At 69.9% G+C, this 25,477-nt stretch carries 28 protein-coding genes and 1 pseudogene; 13 read left to right on the top strand and 16 right to left on the bottom strand.

Going from position 1 to position 25,477, the window contains the following annotated elements; translation table 11 throughout:
• Positions 1-119: 119 nt before the first annotated feature.
• The 4 genes from ACH5AF_RS33160 to ACH5AF_RS33145 all read left to right on the top strand — a co-directional run bounded on the left by ACH5AF_RS33160 (position 120) and on the right by ACH5AF_RS33145 (position 2,137).
• Entirely contained in the window at positions 120-344 is a 225-nt protein-coding gene (locus ACH5AF_RS33160; protein ID WP_398906952.1) for a hypothetical protein, read from the top strand.
• A gap of 3 nt (positions 345-347) precedes the next feature.
• Positions 348-779, top strand: coding sequence for a hypothetical protein (locus ACH5AF_RS33155; protein ID WP_398906950.1), 432 nt, complete (start codon positions 348-350; stop codon positions 777-779).
• Between the two features lie 474 nt (positions 780-1,253).
• Positions 1,254-1,814, top strand: a complete 561-nt coding sequence (locus ACH5AF_RS33150; protein ID WP_398906948.1) for a hypothetical protein — start codon at positions 1,254-1,256, stop codon at positions 1,812-1,814.
• Positions 1,811-2,137: a hypothetical protein gene (locus ACH5AF_RS33145; RefSeq protein ID WP_398906946.1), complete on the top strand. Its 327-nt coding sequence runs from the start codon at positions 1,811-1,813 to the stop codon at positions 2,135-2,137. The genes ACH5AF_RS33150 and ACH5AF_RS33145 overlap by 4 nt, the downstream gene beginning before the upstream one ends.
• A gap of 413 nt (positions 2,138-2,550) precedes the next feature.
• On the opposite strand, the gene ACH5AF_RS33140 is transcribed toward ACH5AF_RS33145, so the two are convergent.
• Together ACH5AF_RS33140 and ACH5AF_RS33135 are read right to left on the bottom strand one after the other, a co-directional pair.
• Positions 2,551-3,162: a DNA-3-methyladenine glycosylase gene (locus tag ACH5AF_RS33140; RefSeq protein WP_398906944.1), complete on the bottom strand. Its 612-nt coding sequence runs from the start codon at positions 3,160-3,162 to the stop codon at positions 2,551-2,553.
• Between the two features lie 14 nt (positions 3,163-3,176).
• Positions 3,177-3,434 (bottom strand): annotated as a pseudogene (locus ACH5AF_RS33135) (DNA-3-methyladenine glycosylase); the annotation flags it as partial.
• Positions 3,435-3,507: 73 nt separating this feature from the next.
• On the opposite strand from ACH5AF_RS33135, the gene ACH5AF_RS33130 reads away from it, so the two are divergent.
• The 3 genes from ACH5AF_RS33130 (at position 3,508) to ACH5AF_RS33120 (ending at position 5,651) form a co-directional block, all read left to right on the top strand.
• Positions 3,508-4,290: a sporulation protein gene (locus ACH5AF_RS33130; protein ID WP_398906942.1), complete on the top strand. Its 783-nt coding sequence runs from the start codon at positions 3,508-3,510 to the stop codon at positions 4,288-4,290.
• Between the two features lie 43 nt (positions 4,291-4,333).
• Complete coding sequence (locus tag ACH5AF_RS33125) at positions 4,334-4,870, top strand: YbhB/YbcL family Raf kinase inhibitor-like protein (RefSeq protein ID WP_398906940.1); 537 nt, start codon at positions 4,334-4,336, stop codon at positions 4,868-4,870.
• A 271-nt stretch (positions 4,871-5,141) separates the two neighbouring features.
• Positions 5,142-5,651, top strand: a complete 510-nt coding sequence (locus ACH5AF_RS33120) for an HNH endonuclease (RefSeq protein ID WP_398906938.1) — start codon at positions 5,142-5,144, stop codon at positions 5,649-5,651.
• Between the two features lie 138 nt (positions 5,652-5,789).
• Here the strand turns inward: ACH5AF_RS33120 and ACH5AF_RS33115 are convergent, their stop codons facing one another.
• From ACH5AF_RS33115 to ACH5AF_RS33100, 4 genes are all read right to left on the bottom strand, one after another.
• Positions 5,790-6,563, bottom strand: coding sequence for a sulfite exporter TauE/SafE family protein (locus ACH5AF_RS33115; RefSeq protein ID WP_398906936.1), 774 nt, complete (start codon positions 6,561-6,563; stop codon positions 5,790-5,792).
• Positions 6,564-6,642: 79 nt separating this feature from the next.
• Positions 6,643-7,596 carry an SPFH domain-containing protein gene (locus tag ACH5AF_RS33110; RefSeq protein WP_398906935.1) on the bottom strand — a complete coding sequence of 318 codons (954 nt, stop codon included), beginning with the start codon at positions 7,594-7,596 and terminating at the stop codon, positions 6,643-6,645.
• A 219-nt stretch (positions 7,597-7,815) separates the two neighbouring features.
• The gene (locus ACH5AF_RS33105; RefSeq protein WP_398906934.1) at positions 7,816-8,247 is read right to left on the bottom strand and encodes an NfeD family protein; all 432 of its coding nucleotides are present in this window, start codon (positions 8,245-8,247) and stop codon (positions 7,816-7,818) included.
• A gap of 73 nt (positions 8,248-8,320) precedes the next feature.
• Positions 8,321-9,112, bottom strand: a complete 792-nt coding sequence (locus ACH5AF_RS33100; RefSeq protein WP_398906932.1) for an ABC transporter ATP-binding protein — start codon at positions 9,110-9,112, stop codon at positions 8,321-8,323.
• A 791-nt stretch (positions 9,113-9,903) separates the two neighbouring features.
• Here ACH5AF_RS33100 and ACH5AF_RS33095 point away from each other — a divergent pair.
• Complete coding sequence (locus ACH5AF_RS33095; protein WP_398906931.1) at positions 9,904-10,689, top strand: hypothetical protein; 786 nt, start codon at positions 9,904-9,906, stop codon at positions 10,687-10,689.
• Between the two features lie 154 nt (positions 10,690-10,843).
• On the opposite strand, the gene ACH5AF_RS33090 is transcribed toward ACH5AF_RS33095, so the two are convergent.
• Both ACH5AF_RS33090 and ACH5AF_RS33085 read right to left on the bottom strand, forming a co-directional pair.
• Entirely contained in the window at positions 10,844-11,488 is a 645-nt protein-coding gene (locus ACH5AF_RS33090) for a response regulator (protein WP_398906929.1), read from the bottom strand.
• A complete protein-coding gene (locus tag ACH5AF_RS33085) occupies positions 11,481-12,626 on the bottom strand; it encodes a GAF domain-containing sensor histidine kinase (protein ID WP_398906927.1) in 1,146 nt (381 codons plus the stop codon). Before ACH5AF_RS33085 ends, ACH5AF_RS33090 begins: the two co-directional genes overlap by 8 nt.
• 193 nt (positions 12,627-12,819) lie before the next feature.
• Here ACH5AF_RS33085 and ACH5AF_RS33080 point away from each other — a divergent pair, with 193 nt between their 5' ends.
• The 3 genes from ACH5AF_RS33080 (at position 12,820) to ACH5AF_RS33070 (ending at position 15,604) form a co-directional block, all read left to right on the top strand.
• Entirely contained in the window at positions 12,820-13,515 is a 696-nt protein-coding gene (locus tag ACH5AF_RS33080; RefSeq protein ID WP_398906925.1) for an SDR family NAD(P)-dependent oxidoreductase, read from the top strand.
• Positions 13,512-14,600: an S-adenosylmethionine:tRNA ribosyltransferase-isomerase gene (locus ACH5AF_RS33075; RefSeq protein WP_398906923.1), complete on the top strand. Its 1,089-nt coding sequence runs from the start codon at positions 13,512-13,514 to the stop codon at positions 14,598-14,600. The genes ACH5AF_RS33080 and ACH5AF_RS33075 overlap by 4 nt, the downstream gene beginning before the upstream one ends.
• A gap of 278 nt (positions 14,601-14,878) precedes the next feature.
• On the top strand, positions 14,879-15,604 hold the full coding sequence (locus ACH5AF_RS33070; RefSeq protein ID WP_398906921.1) for a transglycosylase SLT domain-containing protein: 726 nt from the start codon (positions 14,879-14,881) through the stop codon (positions 15,602-15,604).
• Between the two features lie 104 nt (positions 15,605-15,708).
• Here the strand turns inward: ACH5AF_RS33070 and ACH5AF_RS33065 are convergent, their stop codons facing one another.
• On the bottom strand, positions 15,709-18,258 hold the full coding sequence (locus ACH5AF_RS33065; protein WP_398906919.1) for an FHA domain-containing protein: 2,550 nt from the start codon (positions 18,256-18,258) through the stop codon (positions 15,709-15,711).
• 308 nt (positions 18,259-18,566) lie between these two features.
• Between ACH5AF_RS33065 and serB the strand changes: the two genes are divergently transcribed.
• Entirely contained in the window at positions 18,567-19,793 is a 1,227-nt protein-coding gene (gene serB, locus ACH5AF_RS33060) for a phosphoserine phosphatase SerB (RefSeq protein ID WP_398906918.1), read from the top strand.
• Between the two features lie 120 nt (positions 19,794-19,913).
• Here the strand turns inward: serB and ACH5AF_RS33055 are convergent, their stop codons facing one another.
• From ACH5AF_RS33055 to ACH5AF_RS33040, 4 genes are all read right to left on the bottom strand, one after another.
• Positions 19,914-20,465, bottom strand: coding sequence for a SixA phosphatase family protein (locus ACH5AF_RS33055; protein ID WP_398906916.1), 552 nt, complete (start codon positions 20,463-20,465; stop codon positions 19,914-19,916).
• A gap of 73 nt (positions 20,466-20,538) precedes the next feature.
• Complete coding sequence (locus ACH5AF_RS33050; protein ID WP_398906914.1) at positions 20,539-20,742, bottom strand: hypothetical protein; 204 nt, start codon at positions 20,740-20,742, stop codon at positions 20,539-20,541.
• Positions 20,743-21,109: 367 nt separating this feature from the next.
• Positions 21,110-21,226 (bottom strand): SGM_5486 family transporter-associated protein, encoded by a 117-nt coding sequence (locus ACH5AF_RS33045; RefSeq protein WP_256355980.1) that lies wholly within the window; start codon positions 21,224-21,226, stop codon positions 21,110-21,112.
• A 4-nt stretch (positions 21,227-21,230) separates the two neighbouring features.
• A complete protein-coding gene (locus tag ACH5AF_RS33040; RefSeq protein ID WP_398906913.1) occupies positions 21,231-22,529 on the bottom strand; it encodes a CynX/NimT family MFS transporter in 1,299 nt (432 codons plus the stop codon).
• Between the two features lie 116 nt (positions 22,530-22,645).
• Between ACH5AF_RS33040 and ACH5AF_RS33035 the strand changes: the two genes are divergently transcribed.
• Positions 22,646-23,332, top strand: coding sequence for a FadR/GntR family transcriptional regulator (locus ACH5AF_RS33035; RefSeq protein WP_398906912.1), 687 nt, complete (start codon positions 22,646-22,648; stop codon positions 23,330-23,332).
• Here the strand turns inward: ACH5AF_RS33035 and ACH5AF_RS33030 are convergent.
• The 3 genes from ACH5AF_RS33030 to fabG all read right to left on the bottom strand — a co-directional run bounded on the left by ACH5AF_RS33030 (position 23,295) and on the right by fabG (position 25,350).
• Entirely contained in the window at positions 23,295-23,678 is a 384-nt protein-coding gene (locus ACH5AF_RS33030; protein WP_398906911.1) for a hypothetical protein, read from the bottom strand. The genes ACH5AF_RS33035 and ACH5AF_RS33030 overlap by 38 nt on opposite strands.
• A 180-nt stretch (positions 23,679-23,858) precedes the next feature.
• Positions 23,859-24,626, bottom strand: coding sequence for an enoyl-ACP reductase FabI (fabI, locus tag ACH5AF_RS33025; RefSeq protein WP_398906909.1), 768 nt, complete (start codon positions 24,624-24,626; stop codon positions 23,859-23,861).
• A gap of 4 nt (positions 24,627-24,630) precedes the next feature.
• The gene (fabG, locus tag ACH5AF_RS33020) at positions 24,631-25,350 is read right to left on the bottom strand and encodes a 3-oxoacyl-[acyl-carrier-protein] reductase (protein WP_398906907.1); all 720 of its coding nucleotides are present in this window, start codon (positions 25,348-25,350) and stop codon (positions 24,631-24,633) included.
• Between the last annotated feature and the right edge of the window lie 127 nt (positions 25,351-25,477).

Raw genomic sequence — 25,477 nt, 5'->3', positions numbered from 1 at the left:
CGAGGGGCTGGCAGGGGAAGCCAAGGGCACCCCGAGCGCGAACGGACGCGCGATCTCCCACCATCACGCCGAGGCGTAGCTCTGCGCTGCCCTCGGCCTCCCAAGGAGGTCGTACACCCATGCCCAAGACCAACAACCCCGCCGCCCCTTCCTGGGTCGGCTACGAGTCTCAGTACCTCACGCTCCCCGCGAGCGAGCCGTTCCGGCTCTCCCCTCGGAAGCTGGCCCGGAAGTGCTCCATCCCCTCGGCCGAGTTCGAGTCCGGACTCCGGTCCCTCCAAGAGGAGGGGTTCCTCCGGCGCCTCGGTTACGACACCTGGCAGCTCTCTCGGCCGGTGCGGTGACCCGTGCTTGAAGACCTGTTCCCCAAGGTTGAGGAGAACCGAATCAGGCTGCGGAAGCGTGGATACGCCCTGGCTGCCGAGCACTACCCGCCGACCGGGCAGGCTGCCCAGTGGTACGCCGACGTCATCCAGTGCGTACCGCGCAGCGGCCAACTGGTAGCGAAGCAACTCGCCCGGCTCTGTGGCGAGGACTCCCGCGTGACCGTGCCGTGGCGCTCACTGGCCGATGCCGTGGGCGTCCGGGACAGTGCCGGTCGAGAGCGCGCCTACACCGAGCGAGGCGTTCAGGTGCTCGTCGAGTCCGGGTGGCTGACGGTCGAGACGATCGGCGTCAAGCGCGGAGCGAAGACGACGTTCAGCCTGGAGCCCGGAGACCGGGCCACGGAGTGGCTGGGCTGGCTCGACGCTGACGACTGGCTCGACGACGTGGCCTGAGAACTTTTGGCCAGAGTAAGAGTCCCGGCTCGGACCCCGAGCCCGCTCCTGCTCGTCGAGAACTTTTGGCCAGAGTAAGAGAGCTCGGCGTCAGCCGGTCCACTCCGAAGTTTTGGCCAGAGTAAGAGCCCTCCGCCTGTCGAGAACTTTTGGCCAGAGTAAGAGCACTGTCGTGCTCGACTCCTGGCGGAGTCTCCGCGCGGACAGACGTAGTCCGTCTCGGGCAACGGCGAGAGCAAGCAGTAAGTAGCTCTGCGCTCTGGCCGGGCTCCCGCCCGGCACCATCCGAAGACGTCTTGCAGCTCTGCTCTGTGGCGCCCTACGGGCGCCCCTGACGTATGCCCGCTTACTCACTGGGGGCGCTACCGCGCCCCACTTCCCGAAGACCCTCACGGCAAGCGACTTCACCTTGCCGTTGCAGCTCTACCCAAGTGGCGCCCGACAGGGCGCCCCATCGCAAGGAGGACTTACACAGTGGCACCCCGCAAGCTCGACCTGACCGGCCACCGTTACGGCGCTCTCGCCGTCGTCGCCGAAGCTGAGCCCATCACCTACCCCAGCGGCTCGAAGGCTGCCCGCTGGCAGTGCGCCTGTGACTGCGGCGCAACGGTCACCATCGTTGGCGCCAAGCTCCGCTCTGGCTCGACCGTCACCTGTGGCGACCGAGCCGCCCACCGCTCCGGCAAGGCTCACCCGATGTTCGGCAAGCTCCGCGAGCAGTCCGGCAACTGGCGAGGCGACGCCATCACCTACACGTCCGCACACCAGCGCGTGAAGGCCGAGCACGGCCCCGCCTCGGACTGGCGCTGCGCCTGCGGCTGCGGCCGACAGGCCGAAGAGTGGGCGTACCTGGGCACCGACCCCGAGCCGAAGGTGTCGACGCACGCCGACTCCGAGGGCTCCCTGTACTCCACCGATCCCGAGCACTACGCCCCGCTCGCCAAGCCCTGTCACCGCAACTTCGACGTCTGGCAGGCACAGCGCCGTACCGGCCTCACCCTGGGTGCCGCCATCGTCGGGGCGGTGGCCGCGTGAGCGACAGCCTGTTCTGTGAGCACATCGAGGACTTCGAGAAGCCGATGTACCCGCACGGCGCCGACTGCGCCGAGTGCGCGCCGTACGCCCCGGCTCCTCCGTTCATGTACGAGAGCGATGCACAGTGGCGCCGTCGCCTCGGCCTGCGTCCGCTCTTCGGCCCCGGCTCCTACGACCACTACGACTACGGCGCCGAGGAGCAGTCCGAGCCCGAGGTGAACGCTTGCCCCGAGTGCGGAACGGTCCTGCCCGAGGACTCCCGAGCTACGTACTGCGGGGGCACCTGTCAGAAGCGTGCCGCTCGACGTCGAGCCCGCTCCTGATCCTGTCCCCTGTCCGGTCGACCCCCTGGCCTACCCCCGAATTCTCGGGGCGGCTGGGGGTCTCCCTGCACATGGGCCCGGATCAAACCCCCCACCCCTGGCAGTCGGCCGGCTCACCCTTCGACCCAGCGCCAATCCCGCGTCTGACCTGCGGCTCTCTCTGTCCGAGGCTCGATGTCCGAGCATGGTACAAACCGTGGCACAAGGGCGGGCGGTAAGACACGGCGGTGAGGAAGCGTGCACTCAGGGGGTCATCCCCCACCCCTCCGGCCCGAGTCGACGCACGTCGACAGCCACTCGACCGGCCAGGGACGCACCGCGCGCCACGCTCGCGAGCGATCACGCAGCGTCGGGCCCAACTCCTCGCCGACTCACTGACAGGCTGCGAGCGAGGCGCACAACGGCTCGACGGCTCAGCCGGACGGCTTGGCTCTCGGGCTCAGCCGGTACGCCGAGACCGTTGAATCACCGGCAAGGTAGAAGCGATGCGGCCAGTCATGGGCCCTGCTCACGCCTACCCGAGGACCAACCCGGATGAGCGCAGGAGGTACCCGCTCACCCCCGGACAGCGTGACCGAGGTACCCGTCAGGAGGTCTGCGCCGTTGTGCTCTGCCGTGATGCCGAGTGCCTGGCAGAAGTTCCCCGGACCTCGGGCAAGGCGTGGGCTCTCGATCTTCCCCCCTCGTCGCTTGCGTGCCAGGTCTTCCCCTTCGACGACTCTGCCTGCCCGAAGGAGGACGGCCGAGGCGATGCCGTCTGTCCCGGTGACGATGTTGGCGCACCAGTGGAGACCGTGGGAGCGGTAGACGTACAGGTGCCCTGCCGGGCCGAACATCACAGCGTTACGTTCGTTGCGTCCCCGGTAGGCGTGCGAGGCAGGATCAGCCTCCCCCTCGTACGCCTCTACCTCTGTGATGCGCGCCACAACTTCACCCTCGTCGGTCTGCGTACGGAGCAGGCATCCGAGCAGGTCAGGAGCCACTTCCTCCACAGGGCGACTCAGGTCGGGAAGGGGAAGGTTCATGCTGATCGACTTGACATGCCGTAGGTGAAGTAGACGTACGCATGGCCGGGCGGGCCGAACATCACCTCGTTGCGCGCGGTCCGACCGCGGTAGGCGTGCGAGCCGGGGTCGGACTCGCCCGCGTACGCCTCCACCTCGGTGAGGCGTAGCTCTATCGGGCCGTCTTCCGTCATGCGGACCAATGTGTGGCCGAGCAGTTCGGGTGCCACCTCCAGGACCGGGCGGTCGAAGAAGGCACGGGGCAGCGGCGTACGGTCGGAACTCTCGATCATCGCTTCGAGCGTACCGGGGAACCGACTACGGTCGTCGGGCGTATGTAGGGGTCAGGACCTAGAAGGAGTGGACATGGGCTTCAAGAAGCTGCTCGCAAGCCTCGGCGCCGGTGGTGCGTCCGTCGAGACGGTGCTCACCGAGGAGAACGTCGTTCCGGGTGGTGTCGTCCAGGGCGAGGTGCGGATCCAGGGCGGCTCGGTCGACCAGCAGATCGAGGGGCTGTCCGTCGGTCTCCAGGCACGCGTCGAGGTCGAGGGCGGCGACCAGGAGGTCAGGCAGGACATCGAGTTCACCAAGCAGCGGCTCGGTGGCGCCTTCGAGGTCAAGGCCGGCGCGGTGCACGTGGTGCCGTTCGGCCTCGAGATCCCGTGGGAGACGCCGGTCACGGCGATCGCCGGGCAGCATCTGCGCGGGATGAACATCGGTGTGACGACGGAGCTGGAGATCGCGCGTGCCGTGGACTCGGGCGACCTCGACCCGATCAACGTGCACCCGCTGCCGTCGCAGCAAGCCATCCTCGACGCGTTCATCCAGCTGGGCTTCCGCTTCAAGAGCGCGGACATGGAGCGCGGTCACATACGGGGCACGCGGCAGCGGCTGCCGTTCTACCAGGAGATCGAGTTCTTCCCGCCGCAGCAGTACCGCGGGCTGAACCAGGTCGAGCTGACCTTCGTCGCGGACGACCACGAGATGGACGTCGTCCTGGAGATGGACAAGAAGCCGGGCCTGTTCAGCGAGAGCAGTGATTCGTACAAGGCGTTCAAGGTCGGCCACCACGACTTCGCGTCGACCGACTGGGCGGCGTACCTCAACCAGTGGCTCGCCGACGTCGGTGGCCGTCGCAACTGGCTCTAGGCTCGGGTCACAGACGCAGGACAGCCGAACCGGAGGTTTTGACGTGACCCAGCTGAAGCGGGCGCCTCTTCCGCACGACTTCCATCCGCCGGTGCCGTCGTTCACGGTGGTGAGTGACGACATCGAGCCGGGAGCGGTGCTGAAGGACGCTCAGGTCTATGCGGCGGGCAACACGTCTCCGCATCTGCGCTGGGAGGGCTTCCCGGCGGAGACCCAGAGCTTCGCCGTAACGTGTTTCGACCCGGACGCTCCGACGGGCAGCGGCTTTTGGCACTGGGTCCTCTTCGACATCCCGGCGTCGGTGACCGAGCTTCCCGCGGGGGTGGGCACCGGGAAGTTCGAGGGGCTTCCCGAAGGGGCGGTCCAGGTCCGTAACGACTACGGATCGAAGGACTTCGGCGGCGCCGCTCCCCCGGCCGGTGAGAAGCACCGGTATGTGTTCACGGTGTATGCGGTGGACAGCGAGAAGCTGGGGCCGGACGCGGATGTCTCGCCGGCCGTGGTGGGCTTCAATCTGCGCTTCCACACGATCGCCCGTGCACAGCTGATCGCCGAGTACGAGGGTCCCGCCGAGAGCTGATTGTTCGTTTTTCGTTTGCCCTGCCCTGGTCTTGGAGAGATCAGGGCAGGGCAGTTTTGTTGCCGGGGGCCGGGGGTCCCGGCCAGCCCCGTGGATACCGACCACCGGCATGGACCATCAACGGCCCCTGCCCCGGTCAGCCACGGACCTGGCTGCACGTCTTCCCGGCAGGCACAGATATTGCGTTGTCCATCTCGGCGCGCCCGGCCAGAGTTGATCCGAGCCCGATGCCCGCCGAAAGGGCCGGGCCGGCGAACGGGAGGTGGGCGAGATGCGGGACACGCTGGTGCTGAATGCGAGCTTCGAGCCGCTGTCGACGGTGACGCTCAACCGTGCGGTGGTGCTGGTGCTCCAGGACAAGGCGGTCGTCGAGCAGGCCCACCCCGGTCTCCGTGTGCGCGCGGCCGCCGTCGACCTCCCGGTGCCCCGGGTCATCAGGTTGTGCAGATACGTACGGGTGCCGTTCCGAAGACAGGCGCCGTGGTCGCGGCGGGGTGTGCTGGTCAGGGACCAGCACCGGTGCGCGTACTGCGGCAGGCGGGCGACGACCGTTGACCACGTGGTGCCGAGGTCGCACGGTGGCGCGGACTCCTGGCTGAACACGGTGGCCTCGTGTGCCGAGGACAATCACCGCAAGGCGGACCGTACGCCGGAGCAGGCGGGTATGCCGCTGCTGCACGAGCCGTTCGTGCCGTCGCCGGCGGAGGCGATGCTGCTCGGTCTGAGGTCGGGCGAGCGGGCGGCGTTGCCGGACTGGCTGGCGGCGGACACGGCCGCGTAGTCCGCGGGCGTCCGGTCGGTGGCGGGCAGCGCGTGTTGGGCTCGGTCCCACGCCATGCGCCGTGGTGTTTCGTGAGGGAGCCCGTCCCCGTACGGATCGGGGGCGGGCTCTTGCTCGTCTCAGCGCACGAGCAGCTTCTCAGCGCAGGAGCAGCTGCACGATGGCGAAGCTGCCGACGACCACGATGAACGCGCGCAGTGCGGTGGGGTGGAGTCTGCGGCCGATCCTGGCTCCGAACTGGCCGCCGATCGCCGAGCCGACGGCGATGAGGAGCACTGCGGTCCAGTCGAAGTCGGCGACGAAGAGGAAGAAGAGTGCGGCGATGCTGTTCACGATGGCCGCGAGGACGTTCTTGACGGCGTTGAGGCGCTGGATGGTGTCGTCGAGCAGCATGCCCATGAGGGAGAGGTAGATGATCCCCTGGGCCGCGGTGAAGTAGCCGCCGTAGACGCTGGCGAGCAGCATTCCGCCGAAGAGGACGGGGCCGCCATCGGTCTTGGTGTCGGTGCCGTTGCGTGCACGGCGGCGCTGGACGGCCGTGGAGATGCGGGGCTGGAGCACGACGAGCACCAGGGCAAGCCCGACGAGGACGGGCACGATCGTCTCGAAGGCGGTGGAGGGCAGCATCAGCAGCAGGACGGCTCCGCCGAGACCCCCGACGGCGGCGGCGACGCCGAGGCGCATCACCAGGGAGCGCTGGCCCTTCAGTTCCGCCCGGTAGCCTATTGCGCCGCTGATGGAGCCGGGGATCAGGCCGAGGGCGTTCGAGACCGTGGCGGTGACCGGCGGCAGCCCGGTGGCGAGCAGTACGGGGAAGGTGATCAGGGTCCCCGAGCCCACGATGGTGTTGATGGTGCCGGCACCCATTCCGGCAGCGAAGATCGCCAGTGACTCCCAGATGGACAACGCCATCTCCTCCATGGTCGGTGAGACGCCTCCCCGCCATCAAGGTCGAGGGGCCTCACCGATCATGCACGAAGAAGTCCCGGCTTCAGTCGATGGGGGGCTGTTCGCGGCGCTCGGTACCGCTGCCGTTGTCCGCCTTGGCCGATCCGCCGCCCATGCCTGCCATCGGGTTGAAGTTGCCCATGGCTCCGGAGAGTCCCTTGAGCGCGTCGCCGATCTCGCTGGGCACGATCCAGAGCTTGTTGGCGTCGCCCTCGGCGATCTTCGGGAGCATCTGGAGGTACTGGTAGGCGAGGAGCTTCTGGTCGGCGTCGCCCGCGTGGATGGACTCGAACACCGTACGAATGGCCTGAGCTTCGCCCTCGGCGCGGAGGGCAGCCGCCTTGGCCTCACCCTCGGCGCGCAGGATCGCGGACTGCTTCTCACCTTCGGCAGTGAGGATCTGCGACTGGCGGATACCTTCGGCGGTGAGGATGGCGGCCCGCTTGTCGCGGTCGGCGCGCATCTGCTTCTCCATCGAGTCCTGGATGGAGGTGGGCGGCTCGATCGCCTTGAGTTCGACGCGGTTGACGCGGATGCCCCACTTGCCGGTGGCCTCGTCGAGGACTCCGCGGAGCGCGGCGTTGATCTCCTCACGGGAGGTCAGGGTCCGCTCCAGGTCCATGCCGCCGATGATGTTCCTCAGGGTGGTGACGGTGAGCTGCTCGATCGCCTGGATGTAGCTGGCGACTTCGTATGTCGCGGCGCGGGCGTCGGTCACCTGGTAGTAGATGACCGTGTCGATGTTGACGACCAGGTTGTCCTGGGTGATCACCGGCTGGGGCGGGAAGGGGACGACCTGCTCACGGAGGTCGATGCGGTTGCGGATGGAGTCGATGAAGGGGACGACGATGTTGAGGCCCGCGTTGAGAGTGCGGGTGTAGCGTCCGAACCGCTCCACGATGGCGGCGCTGGCCTGCGGGATGACCTGGATCGTCTTGATCAGGGCGATGAAGACCAGCACCACCAGAATGATCAGGACGATGATGATCGGTTGCATCGCGTTCCCTGTGTCCTTCGCTGCCGGATGATTCTGCGGATTGAGCTGACGACGGTCTGACGGCGGATCTGACGATGGATCTGACGGCTGTTGGGACGGTCGTGATGATCAGTTTCCCAGAACAGGTGCTGTGCTGTGGGCAGTTCGGTCCGTTCGGTCCGTTCGGCCGGTTCGCTCGCTTTCGGTCCGGTCGGCTCGGGGGGGTGCCGTGGCGGGCGCTCACATCACCACGGCGGTGGCTCCGTCGATCTCGACCACATCGACCTGCTGGCCCTGCTCGTAGGACATAGACGCGTCGAGGGCGCGGGCGGACCAGACCTCGCCGGCCAGCTTGATGCGGCCGCCGTTGCCGTCGACCCGTTCGACGACGATCGCCTGACGGCCTTTCAGCGCGTCGACGCCGCTGGCGAAGCGCGGCCCTTGCTGGGCTCTGTGACGGGCCGCGATGGGGCGTACGACGGCGATGAGCGCGACGGACACCGCGGCGAAGACGAGCACTTGAGCCACCGATCCGCCGCCGACCGCCGCGACGACGGCCGCGGCCACGGCTCCGGCGGAGAACATTCCGAATTCGGGCATCGCGGTCAGCACGAGCGGAATGCCCAGTCCGACCGCGCCGATCAGCCACCACACCCATGCGTCGATGTCCACGTGGTCATGGTAGGTCCGCCAGTCGCGGTCGGGACAGGGGGCGATGCCAGATGGGCCCCGCTTTCCGGGGAGTTCAGCCGAGCGGGAGACCCTGCGCGGTCCAGCGCTCGCCGTTGCGCTCGACGATGAGCGGGAGGCCGAAGCAGAGGGACAGGTTGCGGGAGGTCAGTTCCGTCTCCATCGGGCCCGCGGCGAGAACCTTGCCCTGGCGGATCATCAGGACGTGGGTGAAGCCGGGCGCGATCTCCTCGACATGGTGGGTCACCATGATCATCGACGGTGCGTAAGGGTCGCGGGCGAGCCGCCCGAGACGGCGCACCAGGTCCTCGCGGCCGCCGAGGTCGAGACCGGCGGCGGGCTCGTCGAGGAGAAGCAGCTCGGGGTCGGTCATCATGGCGCGGGCGATCAGGGTGCGCTTGCGCTCGCCCTCGGAGAGGGTGCCGAACCTGCGGTCGAGGTACTCGGTCATGCCGAGGCGGTCGAGGAAGGCGCGGGCGCGCTGCTCGTCGACCTCGTCGTAGTCCTCGTGCCAGGTGGCGGTCATGCCGTACGCGGCGGTGAGAACGGTCTGGAGGACGGTCTGGCGCTTGGGGAGCTTCTCCGCCATGGCGATGCCGGCCATGCCGATGCGGGGGCGGAGCTCGAAGACGTCGACGCCGCCGAGGCGCTCGCCGAGGACGTCGGCCCGGCCGGTGGTCGGGAAGAGGTAGCTGGACGCGATGTTGAGCAGGGTGGTCTTACCGGCGCCGTTCGGACCGAGGATGACCCAGCGCTCCCCCTCCTTGACCGACCAGGAGACGTCGTCCACCAGAGCGCGTCCGTCGCGGACCACGGATACGTCCACCAGCTCCAGTACATCGCTCATGAGCGCGTTGTCTCCCCATGCAATCGTCGAGGTCTTCGGGTGCGTGTGGGCGGTTTGTGCTCCTGTGGGCACAGCACCCAGGGAAAACCTACGCCACCTGCCCGGGGCGACGGTCGCCCGGCCCCGCGCTAGGGGGTGGGCGCCGGAATCAGGGCCGGACAGGTCACGGCGTCCGGTGCGTCGGGCCTGCCGGGGCCGCAGCGACGTCTCCCCTGGCCCCCAGGGCCGAGGAACCGGGCCACCCCGGACCACCAGGGCCGAGAGATCAGGGCTGGTGTGCCCACCAGGGCCGAGGAACCGGGTTTCCCCGGACCACCAGGAACCGAAGAAGAGACCACCCAAAGGCCCGCCAGGGCCCGAGAGATCGGGCCATCCCAGGGCAGCCAGGTGTCAGGGACGGGGCCCCAGGCCCGAAGGGACCGAGGGACGGGATCCCCTCAGGTCCGCCAGGGCCGAGAGACCCGCTCTCCCCAACCCGCCAGGACAGAGGCACGGTCCTCCCCCACGCCCGCCAGGACAGCGGAATGTGGCCTCCTCAGTCAGCCAGGGCCGAAGGAGGCCGTCTCCCCACGCCCCCAGGATCGAGGGGAAGCTCCGCAAGGCGCCGGGGTGCTCTGGACACGGAGCTGTCCGGGCAGCTCGGCAACGCGGCGTGGGGGCCCCGAAGGGCACGGGGCGGTGCCGTGGCAGCCCCAGGCGAAGCCCTGGGGAGCGTCGTGATCCCTGCCATGATCCGGCGGGTGCTCTGGGGACTGACCCCCGGACGCGCCTGACGCGCCTAGGGTATTGGCATGCTTTCGGAACCACGTTCAGGCCGCCTGGCGGCATGGGGAAACGCCCTCCTTGCCGGGCTCGTTTCGCCGGACGACGCGGTGCACGCGATCGTCGGCGACGATGCCGTGCACCGGGTGGAGGGGCTGCCGGGCGAGGCCGGTCCCGTCGGGCTCACGCTGGCGCTCGGGCGGCTGCGGACGCTGGGTGTGACCGGTTACCGGGTGGCTCTGCCCGCGCCGGGGCATCCGCTGGGTCTGAGCGGACCGCCCGAGTTCAACGCACGGGCGCTGGAGGCCGAGGAGGCCGTCGTGGCGACGGGGGCGGCGTACGGGCTGGTGCCGGAGATCCGCGAGGCGGGCCCGGCGGGGGACGTGCATGTGGAGGTGGTGTGGCACTGCCTTCCGGTGCGCCCGGCGCCGCCCGCGGACGTGCCCTCGCTCAGTGAGGCGGAGCGGGAGCTCGCGGAGGCGCTGCGGGATGCGACGGATGCGCTGACCCGGCTCGACGTGGCCGCGGCGGGGCCGGTGGCGGAGGCAGCGGTGGACGCGTACCGGGCGCGGGCGGAGCGCGGGGCGTCGCAGACGCTGGCGCCGGGGTATCCGTCGCGGGCGGCACGGGTGCTGGAGCTGGCGCAGCGGATCGGGGTGCTGATCTCGGTGGCGTACGAGAACGGGCACGGCGGCGCGGTGAGCGCGTCGGAGATGGCGGCCCGGGGCGAGGCGCTGCGCCCGGTGGAGCGGGTGGCGCGGCGGGCGCAGGTGGCGGCTTACAACGCCTATGTGGAGGAGCGGGAACGCGGGTGAGCGGGAACGCGGGTGAGCGGGAGCGGGCGGTGCGGTGTCCCTGCCGGGGCTGTGCGCCAGGACGCCTGCCGCCCGTCCGGGGCAGGCCGCGCTCGCGTCGGAGCCCCTGGGCACCTGACAGGTGCGGCCCGGGGGCCACGCCGCCACGGTCCGATCAGCCGGCCAGGCCGTGCCGTACCGCCCAGAGCGCCGCCTGGGTACGGTCCGAAAGGTCGAGCTTCATGAGGATGTTCGACACATGCGTCTTCACCGTCTTCTCGGAGAGCACCAGCGCCCTGGCGATCTCTCGGTTGGACCGGCCGTCCGCGATCAGCCCCAGCACCTCGCGCTCCCGCTCCGTGAGGTTGCCGCCGCGCCCAGTGCCGCTCGGCGCGTCGTCCTCGGACAGCAGCGCGCCCGCGACCTCCGGCTGCAACAGGACATGCCCCGCGTGGACCGAGCGAATGGCGCCGGCCAGTGCCTCCGGGTCGATGTCCTTGTACACGTACCCGGACGCGCCCGCACGCAGGGCGGGAACCACCGTGCGCTGCTCGGTGAAGCTGGTGACGATCAGCACCTTGGCCGGGTTGGCGAGCTCGCGCAGCTTGCGCAGGGCCTCGATGCCGTCCATGCCCGGCATCTTCACGTCCATCAGCACCACATGCGGCTTCAGCTCCTCGGCCCGCGCAACGCCCTCCGCGCCGTCGCCGGCCTCCCCCACCACCTCTATGTCGTCCTGGACCTCCAAGAACGTGCGCAGCCCGCGCCGCACCACCTGATGGTCGTCGACCAGCAGCACGCGGATCTTCCTGTCAGCCACCGGGGACCTCCATCTCGACCGTGGTGCCCTTGCCGGGCGCCGATTCGACGCTGAGTGTGCCGCCGACGCCACTCGCCCGGTCCCGCATCGACACAAGACCGAGGTGGCGCCCGGCCCTGCGCACGGTACGCGGCTCGAACCCCTTGCCGTCGTCGGTGACGCTGAGCAGGGCGCCCTGGCCGCGGCGGACGAGCACGACGTCGACCCGGTCCGCACCGGAGTGGCGCAGCGCATTGTGCAGGGCCTCCTGAGCGACCCGCAGCAGCGCTTCCTCCTGGGCTGCGGGCAGGGCCTTGATCCCGCAGGTGTCGAAGGTGACCTTGGCGGTGTGCGCGCGGTCGAGGACCTGGATCTGGGTGCGGAGGGTGTTGACGAGGCCGTCCTCGTCGAGCGCCGCCGGGCGCAGCTCGACAACGGCGGCGCGCAGCTCGTCGGCCGCCTCGGCGGCGAGCTCGGCGACCTGCTGGAGCTCCCCCTTCGCCCGGCCCGGGTCGCGGTCGACCAGGGCGGCCGCGGCCTGCGCGGTGAGCCGCAGCGAGAAGAGCTTCTGGCTCACGGCGTCGTGCAGCTCATGGGCGAGGCGGGAGCGCTCCTCGGCGATGGTGAGCTCGCGGCTGCGCTCGTACAGCCGGGCGTTGGTGAGGGCGATGGCCGCGTGCTGGGCGAGGATGCCGAGCAGCTCCTCGTCGTCCTCGGTGAATCCGCAGCCGCCGTCCTGGCGGGGGCAGCGCTTGTTGGCGAGGAAGAGGGCGCCCATGACCTCGTCGCCGTCCTTGATGGGCAGCCCCAGGAAGTCGGACATCTCGGGGTGGGCGGACGGCCAGCCCTCGAAGCGGGGGTCCTCGCGCACGTCCGCGAGCCGCTCCACCTTCGCCTCCCGCAGCATCGCGGCGAGGATGCCGTGCTGGCGCGGCAGAGGGCCGATGGCCTTCCACTGGGCGTCGCTGACGCCGTCGACGACGAACTGTGCGAAACCGCCGTGGTCGTCGGGCACGCCGAGCGCCGCGTACTCCGCGTCGAGGAGATCACGCGCGGAGGCCACGATCGTCTTCAGCACGTCGCGCACCTCGAGATGTCTGCTCATCGCGAGGAGGGCGGTGCTCACGGCGGCCAGGCCGGAGCTCGGTCGGTGACTCATGACCTCACCGTACCGGCGGGTTGTGACAGTCCGTATCGGACCGGGGACCGCCGCTGCCCGGGTCCGTGGTCGTAGGTCGAAGTGCCTTGCCGGGTGGGGTCCCTGGCACGAGGCGGCCAGGGTTTCCCCGTTCCTACGTTGGCTGCACCACACAGGACCGCGCAGAAGCGGTAGGGCGAAGGGGACGGTTCTCATGCCGGTAGCGGTGATCACAGGGGCGTCGAAGGGGCTGGGCCGCGCGCTCGCGGCCGCTCTCGCCGGACAGGGCTGGGACCTGGTGCTCGGCGCCCGCGGCGAGGGCGCACTGAAGGAAAGTGCCCGGCTCGCCGGTACGCACGGGACGCGTGTGGTGCCGGTGGCGGGGGACGTCACGGACGGCGCGCACCGCGCGGCGCTGGTGGCACAGGCCCGTGTGCTGGGCGGGCTCGATCTGCTGGTGAGCAACGCGAGCGCGCTGGGCGCGGAGCCGCTGGTGCGGCTGGACGCCCTGCCGCTGGAGGGTCTGCGGGCGGCGCTGGAGACGAATGTGGTGGCGGCGCTCGGTCTGGTGCAGGAGGCGCTGCCGCTGCTGCGGAGGTCGCCGGCCGGGGCGGTGGTGGCGGTCAGCTCGGACGCGGCGGCGGAGGCGTACGAGACGTGGGGCGGCTATGGCGCGTCCAAAGCGGCGCTCGACCAGCTGGCCGCGGTGCTCGCGGTGGAGGAGCCGGGTCTGCGGGTGTGGAGTGTCGATCCGGGCGACATGGCGACGGACCTCTATTCGGCAGCGGTGCCGGACGACGACGAGCCGCGGCCGTCGCCGGAGTCCGTCGTCCCCGGTTTCCTGCGGCTGCTCGCGCTGCGTCCGGTCAGCGGCCGGTATGCCGCCGCCGCGCTGCTGGAGGCCCGATGAGGACGATCGGGGAGGCAGGCGCCGCGCTGGAGGCGCTGAGGGTTCCCGAGGAGTTGTCGGCGCGGGTACCGGCGGAGGAGCGGGGCTCGGGGCGCGACGACGTACGGCTGCTGGTCTCGCGCGGGACGCGGGTGTCGCATCACGCGTTCGGTGCTCTTCCGGGGCAGCTGCGGGCCGGTGACGTGCTGGTCGTCAACACCTCCACGACGCTGGCGGCTGCCGTGGACGGCCGGGTCGGGGCCGAGCCGGTGGTGGTGCACTTCTCCACCCGGGGCGACGACGGGCGGTGGGCGGTGGAGCTGCGGCGCCCGGACGGCTTCGGCACTACGGTTCCGCGCCCGGGCGGGCCGCGGGGCACGGTGGTACGGATGCCAGGCGGTGCGCAGCTGGTGTTGGAGGAGCCGCTGGCGCCGGGCGCCCTGCGGCTGTGGTGGGCGTCGGTGCCGGTCGGTGTACCGGGTCTGCTGGCGCGGTACGGGCGGCCGATCCGCTACGGGTACACGACGAGGGACCAGCCGCCGTCCGCGTACCAGACGGTCTTCGCGCTGCCCTCCGCCGACGGTTCCGGCTCGGCGGAGATGCCGAGCGCGGGGCGGCCGTTCACGGCGCGGCTGGTGGCGGAGCTGGTGAGCCGGGGGGTGCAGTTCGCGCCGATCACGCTGCACACGGGGGTGGCGTCCGCGGAGGCGCACGAGCCGCCGTATCCGGAGCGCTTCGAGGTGCCGGCGACGACCGCGTGGCTGGTGAACGCGGCGCGGGCGGCGGGCGGGCGGGTCCTGGCGGTGGGTACGACGGCGGTACGGGCCCTGGAGTCGGCGGCGGATCCGGCGGGGATGGTGGCGCCCGCGGCGGGGTGGACCGATCTGGTGGTGACGCCGCGGCGGGGGGTGCGGGTGGTGGACGGTCTGCTGACCGGGCTGCACGAGCCGGCGGCGTCGCATCTGCTGATGCTCGCCGCGATCGCCGGCGAGGCGGCGCTGACCTGCGCATACTCCGAGGCGCTTGAGCACCGCTACCTCTGGCACGAGTTCGGCGACGTCCATCTCCTCCTCCCGGCGGGCGACCCTCACTCACTGGATTGCTGAAGCAACACATGGTGAGGACGCCACGGGCCCGATGTGAGCCCCGGCATAGGACGCAGGTCACTTACGAAGCTCGCTAGTGGATGCATAAGGGGCATCTGAGCATGGACAGCACGGGTGAATCGGACGTATGGGGCAACCGTGATCCACTATCCCGGATCGTACGTCACACCTTTGCCACAGGATTTTGCTGCCGCTAAGAATTGCCGACGTCGCTTCCGAACAGCGCAGAGCCGAACCGGCCTGGAGCGACTTTCCGCTATTCGAAGAGGTACGTCTGTATGTCCGCGTTCAGCACCGCAGCTATCCGTCGCCTTCGATCGCGCAAGGCCGCGGTCGCCGCCGCCGCCGTCGCCGCCTCCGCCGCCATGGCGCTCTCGCTCGCCCCGGCCGACGCGGAGGCCGGCACGACGACCGAGGTCGCCGCGGCCGCCCCGATCGCCTGGAAGGTCAACGAGAAGCAGGCCGCCGCGGTGCAGGAGAGCATCGCCAACCAGCAGACCGCCTTCGAGGCCCAGGTCAAGGCCGCGCAGGCGAAGAAGAAGGCAGAGGCCGAGGCCAAGAAGGCCGCCGAGGCCAAGAAGAAGGCTGAGGCCAAGAAGAAGGCCGAGGCCGCCGCGAAGAAGCGCGCCGCCGAGCAGGCCGCCAGCCGGTCAGCCGCCCGCAAGCCCGCGAAGGTGACCTACCCGAACAACCTGGACGGGTGGATCCGCGAGGCGCTGTCCATCATGAAGAAGCACGACATCCCCGGCACCTACGAGGGCATTCACCGCAACATCATGCGTGAGTCCAGCGGTAACCCGCGTGCCATCAACAACTGGGACATCAACGCGATCAACGGTGTCCCGTCGAAGGGCCTGCTGCAGGTCATCAAGCCCACCTTCGACGCCTACCACGTGCCGGGCACCAAGCACGACCAGTACGACCCGGTCGCCAACATCGTCGCCGCCTGCAACTACGCGGCCGACCGCTACGGCTCCATGGACAACGTGAACAGCGCCTACTGAGGCTCTGGCACGAACCGCACCGCGACGAAGCGGTAGCAGGACGTACGCCGAAGGGCGCACCCCACGTGGGGTGCGCCCTTCGGCGTCGTCGGCAGACTGTGCCATCACTTGCGCATGACCTCGGGTTCGTGGCGGCGCAGCAGGCGCTGGACCACGAAGCCACAGATCATGCCGATGGCGAGCAGGACGGTGATGTTCATGCCCCACTGGCCGGCCGTGTGCTCCCACAGCGGGTCGAGGTCGGTGGGGTTCTTCGGGTCCCACGGCGGCATGAGGTGCGCCAGGTCCAGCGTCGCACCGGCACCGGCGATGGCCCAGCGGGACGGCATCAGCCAGGCGAACTGCTCCAGCCCGGGCGAGCCGTAGACCTGGAAGAGGATGCCGGTGAAGACGACCTGGACGATGGCGAACATGACCAGCAGCGGCATGGTCTTCTCGGCGGTCTTCACCAGCGAGGAGATGACCAGTCCGAACATCATCGAGGTGAAGCCGAGCGCGATGACGACGAGGCAGATCTCGACGGCCGGCGGCATGATCAAGCCCTCTTCGGGCAGCTTGCGGGTCGCGAAGCCGATGCCGCAGATGATGACGCCCTGCAGCGCCGTGATCAGGCCGAGGACGATGACCTTGGACATCAGGTACGCCGAGCGGGACAGGCCGGTGGCCCGCTCCCGTTCGTAGATGACCCGTTCCTTGATCAGCTCTCGTACGGAGTTCGCGGCACCGGAGAAGCACATACCGACGGCGAGGATCAGCATGATCGTGCCCGCGTCGCCGTTGAACCGGGACCTGCCGTCGTCGGGAGCGGCCAGGCCGAAGTCGGCCGGGATGACGACGGAGACCAGGCCGAGGACGGCCGGCAGGATCACCATCAGGCCCATGAAGCCCTTGTCGGACGCGATCACCGAGGAGTAGCGGCGGATCAGGGTCCACAGCTGTGACCCCCAGCTCTGCGGCTTGGGCGGCCTGATCTGCTGCGGCGGCGGCATGTTGACCGCCTGCGGAGCGACGGCGTCGAGGTCGGCCGCGTACATCTGGTAGTGCTGCGAGCCGCGCCAGCGGCCGGCCCAGTCGTAGTCGCGGTAGTTCTCGAACGCGGAGAACACATCCGCCCACGTGCTGTAACCGAAGAAGTTGAGCGCCTCCTCCGGCGGGCCGAAGTAGGCGACGGAGCCGCCGGGCGCCATGACGAGGAGCTTGTCGCACAGCTGGAGTTCCGCCACGGAGTGGGTGACCACGAGGACGGTGCGGCCGTCGTCGGCGAGGCCGCGCAGCAGCTGCATGACGTCGCGGTCCATGCCCGGGTCGAGGCCGGAGGTCGGCTCGTCCAGGAAGATCAGCGACGGCTTGGTCAGCAGCTCCAGCGCGACGGAGACGCGCTTGCGCTGGCCACCGGACAGGGAGGTGACCTTCTTGTCCTTGTGGATGTCGAGCTTGAGCTCGCGCAGCACCTCGTCTATACGGGCCGCGCGCTCGGCCGGCGTGGTGTCCGCGGGGAAGCGGAGCTTGGCCGCGTACGTGAGCGCCTTCCGGACGGTCAGCTCCTTGTGCAGGATGTCGTCCTGCGGGACCAGACCGATGCGCTGGCGCAGCTCGGCGAACTGCTTGTAGAGACTGCGGTTGTCGTAGAGGACGTCGCCCTGGTTGGCGGGCCGGTAACCGGTCAGCGCCTTGAGCAGGGTGGACTTTCCGGAGCCGGACGGGCCGATGACGCCGATCAGGGACTTCTCGGGGACACCGAAGGAGACATCGCGCAGGATCTGCTTGCCGCCGTCGACCGTGACGGTCAGGTGACGAGCGGAGAAGGAGACCTCACCGGTGTCGACGAACTCCTCGAGGCGGTCACCGACGAGCCGGAACGTGGAGTGACCGACACCGACGATGTCGTTCGGGCCGATGAGGACCGAGGACGACTTGGCGATCGGCTGACCGTTGACGTACGTGCCGTTGTGGGAACCGAGGTCGCGGATCTCGAAGCGACCGTCGGGCGTCGCGACGAATTCGGCGTGGTGGCGCGAGACCTGCAGGTCGGAGACGACCAGCTCGTTCTCCAGGGCACGACCGATGCGCATGACGCGGCCGAGGGCCAGCTGGTGGAACGTCGTGGGACTGCGGTCGCCGTAGACCGGCGGGGCGTCCTGTGCCTTCTGCACGCCCTGCTGGTGCGGAACCTGGGGCGGCTGCTGTGCTTGTGGCTGCGGGGCCTGCGGGTGCTGCGGATGCGCCTGCTGCCATCCCTGCTGGGGCGCGGCCTGCTGGGGCGCCTGGGCCTGCGGCCAGCCCTGCTGCTGGGCCGGAGCCTGCTGGGCGGCGGCTTGCTGTGGGGCGGCGGCCTGGGCGCTGTAGGCACCGGCGGCGTTGAGGCTGACGCGGGGCCCGTCGGTCGCGTTCCCCAGGTGTACGGCGGAGCCGGGGCCGATCTCCATCTGATGGATCCGCTGGCCCTGCACGTACGTGCCGTTGGTGCTGCCATGATCCTCGATGACCCAGCCGTGCCCGCCCCAACTGATCGTGGCGTGCCGCCACGAGACCCTGGCGTCGTCGATCACCAGATCACCCTGCGGATCGCGGCCGAGGGTGTACGACCTGGACGGATCGAGGGTCCAGGTCCTTCCGTTCAATTCCAGTACGTGTTCCGGCACTCCATGCCCCACTAGTTGTCCCCCGAGCTACCCCCGTTGCCGGGAGCTTAGGGATGGCGAACATCGTGGGGAACTATTTCAGGCCGGGTCCCGTATCCGAAAGCCGGGCCCTGTGAAGACCTTGTTCGGTACGGAGTTGGGACGTTGGTGGCCACTTGGAGACGCGTCCCGGGACGGCACCGCACCACCACTGCTCATGGACGACCGTCAACAGTGTGTGACCGAGATGGGCCAGACCGTGAGCGGCCTGGTCGCACGAGTGTCCGGCAGACGGGACAGGACGTCGGATCGCGGCGGTCGCCGGATACGGTGGTAGCACCATGAGCGCATCGCAGCCCCCTCTCGGCACCGACGTCCCGACCCTTCTCGTCAAGATCTTCGGGAAGGACCGGCCCGGTATCACCGCCGGGCTCTTCGACACCCTCGCCGCGTACTCGGTCGACGTGGTCGACATCGAGCAGGTCGTCTCGCGAGGCCGCCTCGTGCTGTGCGCCCTCGTCACGGCGCCGACGGCCGGCGGCACCTCGGAGGGCGATCTGAGGGCGACCGTGCACAGCTGGGCCGAGTCCCTGAAGCTGCAGGCCGAGATCATCTCCGGCACGGGCGACAACCGGCCGCGCGGCAGCGGCCGTTCCCATGTGACCGTGCTCGGGCACCCACTGACCGCCGAGGCCACGGCGGCCATAGCGGGCCGGATCAGCGGTATGGGCGCCAACATCGACCGTATCTTCCGGCTGGCGAAGTACCCCGTGACGGCCGTGGAGTTCGCGGTGTCCGGCGTGGAGACGGAGCCGCTGCGCACCGCGCTGGCCACCGAGTCGCACGAGATCGGCGTCGACGTGGCCGTCGTGTCGGCGGGGCTGCACCGGCGGGCCCAGCGCCTGGTCGTGATGGACGTCGACTCCACGCTCATCCAGGACGAGGTCATCGAGCTGTTCGCGGCCCATGCGGGCTGCGAGGACGAGGTGGCCGCGGTGACGGCGGCGGCGATGCGGGGCGAGCTGGACTTCGAGCAGTCCCTGCACGCGCGGGTGGCGCTGCTGGAGGGACTGGACGCATCGGTCGTGGACAAGGTGCGTGAAGAGGTACGTCTCACCCCGGGCGCCCGGACCCTGATCCGTACGCTGAAGCGGCTGGGCTTCCAAGTGGGCGTCGTCTCGGGCGGTTTCACTCAGGTCACCGACGATCTCAAGGAGCGTCTCGGCCTCGATTTCGCCTCGGCGAACACCTTGGAGATCAAGGACGGCAAGCTGACCGGCCGGGTCGTCGGAGACATCGTGGACCGGGCGGGCAAGGCGCGGCTGCTGCGGAGCTTCGCGGCCGAGGCCGGGGTGCCGCTGTCGCAGACGGTCGCGATCGGCGACGGCGCAAATGATCTGGACATGCTGAACGCGGCGGGGCTGGGAGTGGCGTTCAACGCCAAGCCCGTGGTCCGCCGGGCCGCGCACACCGCGGTCAATGTGCCGTTCCTGGACACTGTGCTCTACCTGCTGGGTGTCACCCGCGAAGAGGTCGAGGCGGCCGACGACGGCACCGAGGAGCACTGAGCAGCACCGAGAAGTGACGAGGACGGATGCGGGAGGCCCCGGCGCACGGTGTGGGCGCCGGGGCCCTCCGGTTCCGCGGGTCGTGATGCCGGCCGCGGGTCGGTCGATGGTGACCGCGGCTCACTCGTGCGGGGTCCAGTAGTCGAGCAGCTTGCCCACGCCGTGCTCCAACGACTTCCATGAGCCGGTGAAGGAGACGACGGCGAACGCCGAGGTCGGAAAGCCGTCCTGGGTCATACGGGCCAGTGCGTCGCCCTCCGCGGTGCCCGCGAGCGCGTCGGCCAGCGCGTGCATGCCGGGGTTGTGGCCGATCACGAGCAGGTCGTTCACCTCGTCGGGGGTCTCGTTGAGCAGGGCGATCAGCTCACCGAGGGACGCCTCGTACAGCCGCTCCTCGTAGACCGTCTTCGGGCGGTGCGGCAGCTCGTGCACCGCGAGCTTCCATGTCTCGCGCGTTCTGGTGGCGGTGGAGCACAGGGCCAGGTCGAAGGAGATTCCCGTCTCGGCGATCCGGCGGCCGGCCACGGGGGCGTCCTTGCGGCCGCGCTCGGCGAGCGGGCGCTCGTGGTCGGACACCTGGGGCCAGTCGGCCTTCGCATGCCGGAGGAGGACGATCCTGCGGGACTCGGGAGGTCCAGGGGGTGTCCCCCCGGAAGACACAGCGGCGCTCATGCCCTCCAGCTTCGCATGAAATGAGCCAGTGGGCGCAGGGTGTTGACGGCCTCTCCCCCGAAGGGGGAACTCGTCAGCGGACCAGAATCCGCAGGATCTGACGCAGGGTGTCACCGGCCGCCGGGTCCCCCGCCGCCTGGGCCTCGCCGGGGGCGGCTATGAGCATCAGCAGTGCGGCGAAGGCGAGGACCGGCAGCGCGAGGGCCCACCAGGGCAGCGTGGCCGCGACGGCCCCGGTGGCCGCGGGCTGGGACCGGGTGTGCGTCTGGGCCGCCATGGCCGCCTCCGTGAGGTCTGAGGTCGAGTCCCTCAAACGTACGGATCACGAGGAGCGGGGCCCATCCGGTGACCCACCCACTTCACCCTGACCCTGGCCCCCTAGGGGACGGGGGTGCCGGCACCACCTCTTCTGGGGCCGGTCTCCCCCTGGCTGCGCCGGGGGACCCCCACCGGGCGCTCTCGACGTGTGTCGGCGGTCGATCGTGTCGATCCTCCCCCGGACCTCGTCCGGGGGTCCTCCCACGTTCCTCGGGATCTCCGCGCTCACCCAGCTACCGCTGGGAGGCTCCCCCACCCCCTTTCGACACCCGCGCGGCCCCTTCGGCTCACTCGCCCTCGTGCCGGGCCGGGCCGGGATCTGTCCGTCAGGGTGCCGCCACGGTGGCGATGATCGCGATCACCACGCCGATGAGAAGCATCGCGCCGAAGACTCCGAGGAGCTTCTTCTGGCCGTTCTGGGGGTTCGGGTCGAGCACAGGCATGGGATCAGTCTCGCACCCGCGGCTCGTCCTCGATCGTCCGGTCCCGTCCCGCCATCACACCCACGATCATCTGGGGCACCAGCAGACCCGCCATCAGTCCCAGCGGCAGCGTCCAGCCGCCGCTGTGCTGGTAGAGCACGCCGATCAGCAGCGGGCCGGGGATCGATATCAGATAGCCGGTGGACTGGGCGAACGCCGACAGCCGTACGACTCCGGCACCCGTACGCGACCGCATGCCGATCATGGTGAGGGCGAGTGGGAAAGCGCAGTTGGAGACGCCCAGCAGCAGCGCCCAGGCCCATGCGCCCGCCGCCGGTGCGAGGAGCAGGCCGAGGTAGCCGGTCAGTCCGCAGCCGCCCAGGGCGATGACGATGGGGCCCTGGTTCTTCATCCGGCTCGCGAGCCGCGGGATGACGAAGGCGAGCGGCACGCCCATCACCATGGTGACGGCGAGGAGCACCCCCGCGGTGGACGCGGAGACGCCCGCGTCGCGGAAGATCTGCGGCATCCACCCCATCGTGATGTAGGCACCGGTGGCCTGGAGCCCGAAGAAGCAGCCAAGGGCCCACGCCGTGGGACTGCGGGTGATACGCGGCGCGGGCACCCCCTCGGCGGCGGCCGCGCCTGCGCTGTCCGGGCGTGCGCGGTTCCGGTCGCGCACGAGGGCGATCCAGGGCAGTACGGCCATCACGGCGATCGACGCCCAGACCGCGAGCCCGACGCGCCAGCCGCCGCCCAGCATCTGGGTGACGGGCACGGTCGCTGCGGCGGCGAGCGAGGTGCCGAGGGCCAGTGCCATGGAGTAGAGGCCGGTCATCGAGCCGACCCGGTCGGGGAAGTACCGCTTGACGATCACCGGCATGAGGACGTTGCTGACGGCGATGCCCATGAGGGCGAGGGCGCTGGCGGCGAGGAAGCCGGCCGCGCCGCCCGCGAAGGGGCGGACCGCGAGCCCGACGGCGATGGCCGCCATGCCGGCGCACACGACGGCGCCGGGCCCGAAGCGGCGGGCCAGCCGGGGTGCTGCGACGCCGAAGACGGCGAAGCACAGCGGCGGTACGGAGGTGAGGAGTCCGGCGACGCTGCCGCTCATGTGCAGGCCGACGCGCGCCTCTTCGAGGAGGGCGCCGAGGCTGGTGATCGCGGGCCGCAGGTTGAGGGCCGCGAGGACGATGCCGACGACGACGAGCCGTGTGGTCCACACCGCACGCCGCGTCGCGCTCTGTGGGCCTGCGGAGTCCAGGGATGCGGCGGAGGAGGCCACCATGGCGGCGGGGCGGAGGGTCCGGGACTCGTCGTGCATGAGGCCCATCATAGAATCATGGGATGATTGGTTGTCCAATCCCGTGCAGGCTCCGCTTCCTCCCGGACGGGTCCGCGTACGAACATGAGTGGGCGACTTCCACGACAAGGAGCACCATGGCGCTGTCCTCCCCCCGGCGTTCCGCGCTCTCGGACCAGGTGATCGCACAGCTGCGGAACCAGATCACCTCGGGCGAGTGGCCGGTCGGCTCGCGGATCCCGACCGAACCGGAACTGGTCGAGCAACTGGGCGTCGCCCGCAACACCGTCCGTGAGGCGGTACGCGCGCTCGCCCACAACGGTCTCCTGGACATCCGGCAGGGCTCGGGGACGTATGTGGTCTCCACCAGTGAGCTGGCCGGCGTGATGCACCGCCGGTTCGCCGACGCCGATCCAGGCCATGTCGCCGAGCTGCGCTCCACGCTGGAGTCCTCGGCGGCCCGGCTCGCCGCCGAGCGGCGCACCGCCAAGGACCTCAAGCAGCTGGACACCCTGCTGGCCCGCCGCGAGGAGGCGTGGGCGTCCGGCGACGCCGAACGGTTCGTGGCAGCCGACGCGACGTTCCACCTGGCCGTGGTGGCGGCCTCGCACAACGAGGTGATGACCGAGCTGTACGCGGACCTGGCGGATCTGCTGCGCGACTGGCTGCGCGACGACATCGGTACGGAGCTGCGGCCGGAGCACCACATGGACCACGGACGCATGGTCGAGGCGATCCGCGCCGGGGACGGCGAGGCCGCTGCCGCGGAGGCGGCGGGCTATCCGTTCATGTGCCTGCGGCGGCCCGCTGCGGCTGGTGGCTGACCCACACGGCCCGGATCTCCTTCCAGCAGCGCTGGGTGAGCTCCGCGTAACCCGCGGGGTGCAGGTCGACCGGCGCCGAGTCGGCGTCGACGTCCCACCAGCGGGCGCACTCGACGTGCAGCTGTATGCGGTCGGTGGCGGGATAGGGGTTGTGGCAGTAGGCGGTGACCTTGGAGCCGTCGATCACCGTTCCGCAGTCGGCGCGGTAGTCGGGGGGCTGCTCCCGCGTGTGCTGCCGGGGGCTCCGCTGCTCGTGGCGACTGCCGGTCCGGGACGCCGTCGGTGTCGCCCACAGCAGGACCGTCACTGTGACGAGTACGCAGGCGGGACGCCAGTTCGTACGCACAAGCAGGACCCCCTCGGCCGAACTGCGGCGCCGGGCGCCGCAAAAGCACCACAAGGAAGAGTTGTCCCTCCAGCATCGCCGCCCCCCGTTCGTGCCGCTCACCCACAGGGCCGAACGGGCGACGCCCCGCCCCCCGCGCGCAGCGGGGAACGGGGCGTCGCTCTTCTACGTTCTGCCTGGTCAGGCACCCATGATGTGCACGCCGCCGTCGACGTGGACGATCTCACCGGTGGTCTTCGGGAAGAAGTCCGAGAGCAGGGCGACGACACCGCGGCCGGCCGGCTCCGGGTCGGCCATGTCCCACTGGAGCGGGGAGCGCTCGTCCCAGACCTTCGCGAGGTCCGAGAAGCCCGGGATGGACTTGGCGGCCATCGAGCCGAGCGGGCCCGCCGAGATCAGGTTGCAGCGCACGTTCTGCTTGCCCAGGTCACGGGCGAGGTAGCGGCTGGTGGCCTCCAGCGCGGCCTTGGCCGGACCCATCCAGTCGTACTGCGGCCAGGCGAACTGCGCGTCGAAGGTCAGGCCGACGACCGAGCCGCCGTTCTGCATGAGCGGCAGGCAGGCCATGGTGAGCGACTTCAGCGAGAACGCCGATACGTGCATCGCGGTCGCCACGGACTCGAACGGCGTGTTGAGGAAGTTGCCGCCGAGCGCGTCCTGCGGGGCGAAGCCGATGGAGTGGACGACGCCGTCGAGGCCGCCGAGCTCCTCGCGCACCACGTCCTCGACGCGGGCCAGGTGCTCGTCGTTGGTGACGTCGAGCTCGATGACCTTGGCCGGCTTCGGCAGCTTCTTGGCGATGCGCTCGGTCAGGGTGGGCCGCGGGAAGGCCGTGAGGATGATCTCGGCGCCCTGCTCCTGGGCCACCTTCGCGGTGTGGAAGGCGATGGAGGACTCCATCAGCACACCGGTGATCAGGACGCGCTTGCCCTCGAGAATTCCGCTCATGTGATCAGTGACCCATGCCCAATCCGCCGTCGACGGGAATGACGGCTCCAGTGATGTACGAGGCGTCGTCGGAGGCGAGGAAGCGCACGGTGGCGGCGATCTCCTCCGGCTGCGCGTAACGGCCGAGGGGTACCTGGGAGACGATCCCGGCGCGCTGCTCGTCCGTGAGCGCCTGGGTCATGTCGGTGTCGACAAAGCCGGGCGCGACGACGTTGAACGTGATGTTGCGCGAGCCGAGCTCACGCGCGAGCGAGCGGGCGAAGCCCACCAGACCGGCCTTGGAGGCCGCGTAGTTCGCCTGCCCCGCGGAGCCCAGCAGCCCCACGACGGAGGAGATCAGCACGACGCGGCCCTTCTTGGCGCGCAGCATGCCGCGGTTGGCGCGCTTGACGACCCGGAAGGTGCCGGTGAGGTTGGTGTCGAGGACGGAGGTGAAGTCCTCCTCCGACATGCGCATCAGCAGCTGGTCCTTGGTGACGCCGGCGTTGGCCACCAGCACCTCGACGGGACCGTGCTTCTCCTCGATCTCCTTGTACGCCTGCTCCACCTGCTCGGCGTCGGTGATGTCGCACTTGACCGCCAGGCAGCCCAGCTCCGCCAGGACGGCCGGGGGTTCCCCCGACCGGTAGGTGATCGCGACGTTGTCGCCGTTCGCGGCGAACGCGCGGGCGATGGCGAGGCCGATGCCCCGGTTTCCTCCGGTGACGAGAACCGAGCGGCTCAACGGATCACCCTTTCCCTATGCGGTCTGGTACGTCTGCAAACTATCGGTACGGCACTGCGTACGGAGAATCGGGCCCTGACAGCGCCTCGTGTCCACCACTGTCGGGTCCCTACAGAAAGCCCGTGGC

This window comes from Streptomyces sp. NPDC018833 (genome assembly GCF_044390825.1).
GTDB lineage: Bacteria > Actinomycetota > Actinomycetes > Streptomycetales > Streptomycetaceae > Streptomyces.
Note: the sequence above shows the minus strand (reverse complement) of the source record. Positions and strands in the feature narration are given on the sequence as shown.